A 7,854-nucleotide genomic window follows, 5' to 3' on the forward strand; every position below is an offset into this window, starting at 1 on the left:
AACTCAGCAGCACCAGCGATATATTCTGGTACTCCTGCTTCAGGATGATCTGATAGCGCTTGTCTGCATCCCCTGCAGGGTTTCGACCAGTAAGTGATCCGCCGAGTCGACACGGATGAAGCCGAGGCGTGGATATTCCAGATCACGAATCACGAAAATGGTGATGGTCAGCGCGGCGGAAAAAATGATGACCTGTAGCCAGGGAATGCGCTGGTGGTCGGTCATGCCATAGCCTGCCAGCAGGGCAGAAATCCAGGACAGTGCGAAAAGCAGAATTTCTATGACTATTGGTGGATGATTTCGGGTGGCTGCAAGGCGGGTGGTGGTAATATCAAACATGGCATTCAGTGCACGGCTGACCAGGCTTAATATGGCTGTGTTGCCGGTGTGTTGGGCCGCACGGGTCGCTTCTGTCCAGATTTGTTGCTGTAATTGAATACTACGCTGATAGGCGTCCAGAGCTGCAGGGGTGTTGGTACCAATGTGCTGATATGTTTCCAGTCGGGTTTGCAGGTATTGTTGCATTTTTTTGCGCAGGGCCATCTGCTGTGTTGCTGGCAATAAATCCAGCCGCAGATAGGCGGTGCCGACCGCATTGGCTTCTTCGGTAATCAGATCGCGGCGGTGTTCAAAGCGTTCGGCGGCACCGGAAAAGGAAAACGCCAACAGTAATCCCAAAAGTCCGAATACGGCCCCGTTCAGTGCCCCAGAACCGCCGTCAGCCCGACTGCGTTTGCCGATCTTGAAGCCTACAAAAACGCATAAAATCAAGCCAATAAACAATACCGCAGAGTACGCCCAGGGATTAAGCAATGGCGGATTCATAAAGTCCTTTGGAAGCGCATGGAGAGGCCTGATTAACTTGGGAACAGTTTGCCCCATGCTGTGCTTTTTCGCTAGAATCCAGACAGCAAAAATGAACAGTTGGTCCGAAAGGTTACTTGTTCAGTAAACGCATTATCTGACCGAGGCAGACAATTCATGAAAATTCTGGTAGTGGGTGGTGCGGGTTATATTGGCAGCCATATGGTAAAACGTTTGCTTCAGGGCGGGGCGGAGGTGGTGACACTGGACAATCTTTCCGGTGGTTATCGTGATGCAATTTGTGGTGGCGCATTTGTTTATGGAGATATTGCGGATACCCGTTTGCTGAATCGGATTTTCTCAACGCATTCATTTGATGCAGTCATGCACTTTGCTTCTTATATTCAGGTGGGAGAATCCGTACAGGAGCCTTCCAAATATTATCAGAACAACGTCAGCAATACGCTGAATCTTCTGGATGTGATGGTTGCATTTGATGTCAAAAAATTTATTTTTTCCTCTACAGCAGCGATTTTTGGTGAACCTCAATATACCCCTATTGATGAAAATCATCCCAAAGATCCCATCAATCCCTATGGACGGAGCAAGTGGATGGTGGAGCAGGCGCTGTCTGACTATGATCGCGCTTATGGCCTCAAATCTGCCTGTTTGCGCTACTTCAATGCGGCAGGGGCAGATCCCGATGGAGCAATGGGTGAGCGTCATGATCCGGAGACGCATCTGATTCCGCTGGTATTACAGGCAGCTTCCGGGCGACGGGCCCAGATCCGTGTGTTCGGGCGTGATTATGAGACACCCGATGGGACCTGTATTCGTGACTATATTCATGTGACTGACCTGGCTGAAGCACATTGGCTTGCACTGGAACATCTTCTCGCCGGAGGCGATGGTTGCGCTTTTAATCTTGGGAATGGTAATGGTTTTTCGGTACAGGAAGTCATTGATATCGCCCGCAAGGTGACGGGCAAAACCATTAGATGTGAGGATGAGCCCAGACGGGCAGGAGATCCCGCCCGCCTGGTAGCCGACTCACGCAAAATCCGTGAACAGTTGGGGTGGCAGCCCCGCTATGCGGATCTGGCCACCATCATCGCCGATGCCTGGCGCTGGGAGATCCGCTAAGGGGTCGTTCCGCGCAAGGCAATCAGGCAGAAGGGATGCAGCCCCGGGCGCCGACACTGCCCTCCAGTTTCTGGATGAACTCCGGCGTGCGGTGCACGTCCATTCCGTGCTTCATCTGCATTACCAGCCCTTTTGGCGTTTTAGTGCAGTATAACAGGGCGGGGGTGGCGGTTTCTCCGGTTTGATGTAAGAGTTGGGTATTGGCCTTGACCGCTGCCTCGTCTACCGCAGGAATATGACTCAGGGGTTTGGTGCTGCCTTCTTCGGTATGCAAATCAAAACCTTTTTCGTTGTTGGCCCAGGCTTCGGCAGGATTTTTTGCTGCGAGAATGGTTGCCGCCTTGGCCGGGCTGGAAGGCTTGAGGAAGCCGACAGGAACCACTTTTACCCGGACTTTGCCTTCGGCTACCGGTTGTTGCAGCGCTTCCCAGAGCAGATGACAGAAAATACAGTTGGGATCCATGAATACGACCATCAGCGGTCCCGAATGTCCTATGGTAAAACCCGGTGCTGCCAGGGCTGCAGACGCAATTTTTTCGGCAGGTACTTTGGCGGGTTGAGGCAGATACTGGTCTGCATAATGTCCGGTGATGTTTTCCTGCCGGGCATTGACTACCGGGCCCAATAACAGATATTTGTCGGCCAGCATCCATAATATGCCCTGCTGGTGCTGGTCAGTTTCAACGACAATACCCGTCAGGCTGTGGACGGGACCGGGAAAGACTTTAGTGACATGGATTTTATTATGGAAATTTTGCTGGACCAGGTGTTCCGCCGGTTTCAGATTGGAGGTGGTGACGCTGGCGCAGCCTGCAAGCAAGAAGCCTCCTGTGAGTAATGTCAGGTTGCGGAACTGTCTGTTTAACGTCATTTCGTATCATCCTCAGGCTGATTTGTTGAACACAATGTCTCCATCCTAGCAAATACCCTGATCTGTCGCATCCCGATCCGTCAGAACCGATCATTCAGCGCTGCTAGGCCGGAATGGGTTGTTGCAGGGTATGGAATGGTTGCCGGAGACCGGATCAAAATAAAAAAATGGCGCTTATCCACAGACCAATGCCTCCGGCAGCACTGATCCCCGCTACCGCAAACAACCATTTACGTCGGGTCAGCGCAGTAATTGATGCCAATGAAATGGCAATTTGCAGAAAAATCATGGCAATTTCCAGATCATTATGGGGACGGTTGAGATGCGCCGACTCACGGTTGGCCGCTTCAGATTTTTGCTCCATTTCCGTGGCACTTTGCTGAATGCTGACTTTCTGGTGTTCATATTTTGCAATTTTTTCTTTAAAGTCGCCGGATTTGTTCGGGGCAAGAATAATGGCCAGCTCCATCATGTGCAGCTTGGTGCTGACGGCCTGATAGTAATTCCACTGGTCAGCAGCCTTGGCTTTTTCCAGGACGGCTTCGTTTTTTTGGAGCAGTACCTCATTCATCAGGTGCGTTCCCTGATAACTGACAATGGCGCCAAAGGCCGCGAGAATGGCGGTAAATATGGCGACCCACTGACTGAGACTGTGATGCTCTCCGCCATGACCTTCGGCAGCATGATGAACCATTTCTTCGTGGGGTGGGTGGCTATGCAGTCCATGTCCGCTCATGACGTCTCCAGCTTGGTCAATCGTTGATTTGCGGCTATGCTCATGAGATTGCCGGTTTAGGTCAAGTGCTTTGTGGTCTTTCCCGAATACGAATCCAGGAGGTTAGTGATGGTCATGCAAATACCAGCTCCCCAGGGAGAGCAACCAGACGCCACTACGCCCGGAATGGCCGTACTTGCAGGTGGTTGTTTCTGGTGTACCGAAGCTGTTTATCTTGCTCTGGAAGGCGTCACCCGGGTGGTTTCGGGATATACCGGAGGAGCCCGGGAAACAGCCAATTATCGGGCGGTCTGTAGTGGTACAAGCGGTCATGCCGAGGCGGTGCAGATTCATTTTGATCCGGCGCGCCTGTCATTCGGCCGTCTGTTGCAGGTCTTTTTCGCCGTGGCCCATGATCCCACCCAACGCAATCGTCAGGGGAATGATGTGGGGACACAATACCGCTCGGCTATTTTTGCCGTAAATGCTGCCCAACGGCAGATAGCTGACAATTATATTGCAGAACTCAATGCGACGGGAATGTTCGGACAACCCATAGTGACTGAAGTATCCCTTCTGGAGAACTTTTATCCTGCGGAGGACTATCATCAGGATTACGCCCGCCGTAATCCTGATCAACCTTATATCTGCGCGGTTGCTTTGCCCAAGGTGGAAAAATTACGGCATACTTTTCCACAGTATTTACACACCAAGGAGTCTTAGGAAATGCCTACTTCATCTGCAGGATATGACTTGACCCCCATTGATGCCAACACCCGTGCCGAAATGGCCAAAGATTTGCCCGCAGAAGTGCGTCATGTGTTATTTGAGCACGGTACGGAACCGCCGTTTTGTGGAGGTTTGCTTCATGAAAAAGAGGCCGGTGACTACGTGTGCGCTCTTTGTAGTCTGCCCCTGTTCCGCTCAGCCAACAAATTTGAGTCAGGAACCGGCTGGCCCAGCTTTTGGGAGCCTTTCGCCCCTGACCATATCCGCGAATTGACCGACACCAGCTATGGCAGGGTGCGTACGGAAATCCGTTGCGCCCGCTGCGACAGCCATCTGGGGCATGTGTTTCCGGATGGGCCTGAACCCACCGGCCTGCGCTATTGCCTGAATTCAGCGGCCCTAAGATTTGAACCAGAGGCAGGATGAGCCTGAGAACAACAAGCTTTCAGGCTAACTGCGGTTTTCAGGATGAATGAGTGCCTGGTTTTTGGGAAGGCTGTCGTGCGTGGCCGCAAAATTGTCTGCCATTTTCTTTCTGAGTCGAGTGATTTCTTCAGGGCTATGTTCGCGAGAAATGCAGGCATGGTAGGCCTGATGGGCCTTTGCGAGTGCGGAGTTCGCGAGACCGTGGGTATCCAGATATTTTCCCAAACGGCAACGATGAGAATCATCCAGGCTGGGAAGCTGGCCAAGAATCGCGGGCGCAATCTGATATAAGCTGTCGAATTGCAAATGCGAGGCGTAAGCACCCAGCAGGGTTTTAGGCTGATTGTTTTGTGGCTGTGGCGTCCAGGCCTGAAGCCAGGGTAGCAGTGCTTGTTCGGGCATGGGCCGTGCAATGGCGTAGCCCTGAACGCAGTCCACCCCAAGAACAGCCAGAGCATCCAGCGTCTCCGGCGTTTCAGCCCCCTCGACCACATAACGCGAACCCATGGACAAGGCCAATGCGGCAACACTGCCAACGAAAATCAGATCGCCGGGTTGCTCGGGAATTCCACGGACCAGACATTGGTCCAGTTTGACTTCATCAACGGCAATTTCTTTCAGGCGCAGCAGTGAGGCGTAGGCGCTACCCACATCATCCAGAGCAATACGAACCCCCAACGAGCGAATGGTGGCGATTTTTTCCTGGGCCAGTTGCAGAGATAAAAAATCGCCATTTTCGAGAATCTCCAGGGTTAATTGTTCCGGTGCCAGAGCACTGTCGGCCAGAATGGCCTGCAATTCGGGCAGAAAATCATCCGCAAAGAGAGCGTCCGGAGGAATGTTGACGGCAACTTCGAGAGGAAATCCGGCAAGATGAAGCTGTTGTGCTGTTTGGGTGGCAGAACGCAGCATTCTGCTGGTGAGCATTTGCGCTGCCCTGCTGTCCAGATGGGGAATAAACGAGTCGGGAAGAATAATCTCAGTGCCTTGCCGCAGGCGGGCGAGGGCTTCAATGCCAATGATGCGACCCGTTGCCAGATGCAGAATCGGTTGGTAATAGGCAATCAGGCCCTCATCCTGCTGAAGCAGTGTTAAATACGGCAGATAGGTTTCTCCAGAAAATACTTCTTCTCCCTGAAAACTGGCCCAAAAGTGTTTGCGTTCCGTTTTATTGGCTTTGGCGGCATACAGCGCCTGATCAGCATGACGCAGCAGTATTTCGCTATCCCCTTCATCAAAGGGAAAAATGGTGATGCCCAGGCTTCCGCCGATTTTGACGGTGATATTGCCGGGAAGAACATAGGGCCTTTCCAGGGCTTCAGAAATCCGGACCATCAGCTTTTCTACATCTTCCATGTTCTGGATGTTTTCCAGAACCAGGGCAAATTCATCGCCCCCCACCCGGGCTACAAAATCTGTCTGCCGAAGTGCCTGACCCAGTCGGTCGGCGACTTTTTGCAATAATACATCGCCGGCGGCATGACCATGCTGGTCGTTGACGGGCTTGAAATCATCCAGATCAAGCATGCAGATGCCGAGTAATTTTTCTTCACGCTGGGCACGCTGGATGGCCTCGGGAATTCTGTCCAGAAGGGCCACCCGATTGGGCAATCGGGTCAGCGCATCATGACGCGCCATCCAGCTCTGGGTGATGCGTTCCTGATCAATGCGTTTTTTGAGATCCATTTCATCCAGGCCGTAACCAATCAGTTTGCCTACCCGGGCAAGCGCACCCAGGATTTCCTGGTCAAAAATGTTCTTTTCGCTGCTGGTCACACCCAGAATCGCCCAGATTTGTCCGTTACGCCGAATCGGGATGGTGGCGACACTGGCCCAGTTTTGTTGTTCCATCAGATTATGCTGAGCACTGAAAGCGGGATCGTTGCGGTAATCATTGCGGTATTGCAGGCGCTCAGATTGCCAGGTATCCCGCAAGAGGCTGGGACGGTCTGAAAACAGCTGGATACCCGGATTGCCGAGAATCCCGCTCCCGGTACCGGCACCAGCAAGGGCCCTGAAACAGCCAACCGGATCGGGCTTCATGACGTAAGCGGTTTTGAACAGGGTTCCTTCAATAATGTGTTGGCAGGTTTTGCGGAGCATCTCGGTTTCGGATCTGGCCCGGATCAGAATGTCGCCCTCGGCGAGAAAGGCCCGATAGAGACTATTCAAGCGATCGATGCGTATTTGTTGTTGATGACGACCAATGGCGATGCCCAACATGATGGCAAGGTGTCGTATGAGGTTCTGGCGATTGGGGGCACGAAAAAACCCAGGAATCTTGCTGTACAGACCAATAGTGGCATAAGGCTTGCCGTTGACCTTGACGGGAATGGTTACATTGGAGCGCCAGCCATATCTTTGGGAGGGCTCTTGCCAGGGGGCTGTGATCGGATCACTTTGCCAGTCGTCGACATACACAATTTCGTCGCTGCGCCAGGCTTTTCCAGCGGGTCCCTGGCCGTAAGGACTATCGTCCAGACGAATCTCAACACTATCCAGGTATTCCTCCATTGCTTCACCGCTGACCTGATCGCGGAGCAGGTGAATGCCATCTTCAGAATGGCCGATCCATGCACCATCCAGCCCGGAAATGGTCATCAACTTGTTGATCATCTGCCGCACACTTTCTTCCGGAGTGACCTCGCTGATCAGCAATTGATCAATGTCCTCAAGAATTTTGCGCTCTTCCAGGGCTACGGCTTCCATGCCTTGCAATTGGCGGGCAAGGTCCGTGGCGAGTCTTTGCAGCAGATATCCGCGTAATTCCGGGGTGTCTTTAAAAAAGGGATTGAGCAGCTCCAGCAGGCTGTCACTGTAAAGGGCCATACTGTTGATCAGCCATTCACTTTGAATGCCCATTAAAGCGTGAATTTTACCGATTTCCTGTGATCGCAGCTCAAGGTCATTACCATCGTCCGGAAGAAGCAGCGACAGCGAGTGCTTGCATTGTTCCGTTTTCAGTCGAGAGACTCTTTCATTACCCAGACGCTGCAGTACAATCTCCAATTCGGGGTATTCCGCTACTTTTGCATAAAACCGCTCTACCGCCTGGGCAATGGCGGCCGTAAAATCGGCCTGCCGATTCTGAAGTAGCGAATTCAGTAGCGCACGGGATTTCATGGAGAATCGACTGGGCATGCTTTCCTGTGGGGTTTTTCTAAAG

The 7,854-nt window shown here is 52.4% G+C and carries 7 protein-coding genes; 3 read left to right on the forward strand and 4 right to left on the reverse strand.

The features are described from left to right. Positions 1-39: 39 nt before the first annotated feature. The gene (locus H7F11_RS00590) at positions 40-825 is read right to left on the reverse strand and encodes a DUF4239 domain-containing protein (protein ID WP_193650410.1); all 786 of its coding nucleotides are present in this window, start codon (positions 823-825) and stop codon (positions 40-42) included. 156 nt (positions 826-981) lie between these two features. Between H7F11_RS00590 and galE the strand changes: the two genes are divergently transcribed. After that, positions 982-1,947, forward strand: coding sequence for a UDP-glucose 4-epimerase GalE (gene galE, locus H7F11_RS00595; RefSeq protein WP_193650411.1), 966 nt, complete (start codon positions 982-984; stop codon positions 1,945-1,947). 22 nt (positions 1,948-1,969) lie between these two features. Here the strand turns inward: galE and H7F11_RS00600 are convergent, their stop codons facing one another. Together H7F11_RS00600 and H7F11_RS00605 are read right to left on the reverse strand one after the other, a co-directional pair. After that, positions 1,970-2,818 carry a thioredoxin fold domain-containing protein gene (locus H7F11_RS00600; protein ID WP_227485143.1) on the reverse strand — a complete coding sequence of 283 codons (849 nt, stop codon included), beginning with the start codon at positions 2,816-2,818 and terminating at the stop codon, positions 1,970-1,972. Between the two features lie 154 nt (positions 2,819-2,972). Continuing rightward, the gene (locus tag H7F11_RS00605) at positions 2,973-3,554 is read right to left on the reverse strand and encodes a DUF4337 domain-containing protein (RefSeq protein ID WP_193650412.1); all 582 of its coding nucleotides are present in this window, start codon (positions 3,552-3,554) and stop codon (positions 2,973-2,975) included. 108 nt (positions 3,555-3,662) lie between these two features. Between H7F11_RS00605 and msrA the strand changes: the two genes are divergently transcribed. Both msrA and msrB read left to right on the forward strand, forming a co-directional pair. Further along, on the forward strand, positions 3,663-4,256 hold the full coding sequence (msrA, locus tag H7F11_RS00610) for a peptide-methionine (S)-S-oxide reductase MsrA (RefSeq protein ID WP_193650413.1): 594 nt from the start codon (positions 3,663-3,665) through the stop codon (positions 4,254-4,256). Between the two features lie 3 nt (positions 4,257-4,259). Next, positions 4,260-4,688 (forward strand): peptide-methionine (R)-S-oxide reductase MsrB, encoded by a 429-nt coding sequence (msrB, locus tag H7F11_RS00615; RefSeq protein WP_193650414.1) that lies wholly within the window; start codon positions 4,260-4,262, stop codon positions 4,686-4,688. Between the two features lie 24 nt (positions 4,689-4,712). On the opposite strand, the gene H7F11_RS00620 is transcribed toward msrB, so the two are convergent. Further along, positions 4,713-7,829, reverse strand: a complete 3,117-nt coding sequence (locus H7F11_RS00620) for an EAL domain-containing protein (protein WP_193650415.1) — start codon at positions 7,827-7,829, stop codon at positions 4,713-4,715. Between the last annotated feature and the right edge of the window lie 25 nt (positions 7,830-7,854).

This window comes from Acidithiobacillus sp. HP-2 (genome assembly GCF_015100155.1).
In the GTDB taxonomy this organism is placed as follows: domain Bacteria; phylum Pseudomonadota; class Gammaproteobacteria; order Acidithiobacillales; family Acidithiobacillaceae; genus Acidithiobacillus.

Excerpts from the sequence above, each read along its gene's own strand:
- msrB (WP_193650414.1), top strand. The coding sequence starts at position 4,260 with ATGCCTACTTCATCTGCAGGATATGACTTGACCCCCATTGATGCCAAC.
- H7F11_RS00600 (WP_227485143.1), bottom strand. The coding sequence starts at position 2,818 with ATGACGTTAAACAGACAGTTCCGCAACCTGACATTACTCACAGGAGGC.
- H7F11_RS00620 (WP_193650415.1), bottom strand. The coding sequence starts at position 7,829 with ATGCCCAGTCGATTCTCCATGAAATCCCGTGCGCTACTGAATTCGCTA.
- msrA (WP_193650413.1), top strand. The coding sequence starts at position 3,663 with ATGGTCATGCAAATACCAGCTCCCCAGGGAGAGCAACCAGACGCCACT.
- H7F11_RS00605 (WP_193650412.1), bottom strand. The coding sequence starts at position 3,554 with ATGAGCGGACATGGACTGCATAGCCACCCACCCCACGAAGAAATGGTT.
- galE (WP_193650411.1), top strand. The coding sequence starts at position 982 with ATGAAAATTCTGGTAGTGGGTGGTGCGGGTTATATTGGCAGCCATATG.
- H7F11_RS00590 (WP_193650410.1), bottom strand. The coding sequence starts at position 825 with ATGAATCCGCCATTGCTTAATCCCTGGGCGTACTCTGCGGTATTGTTT.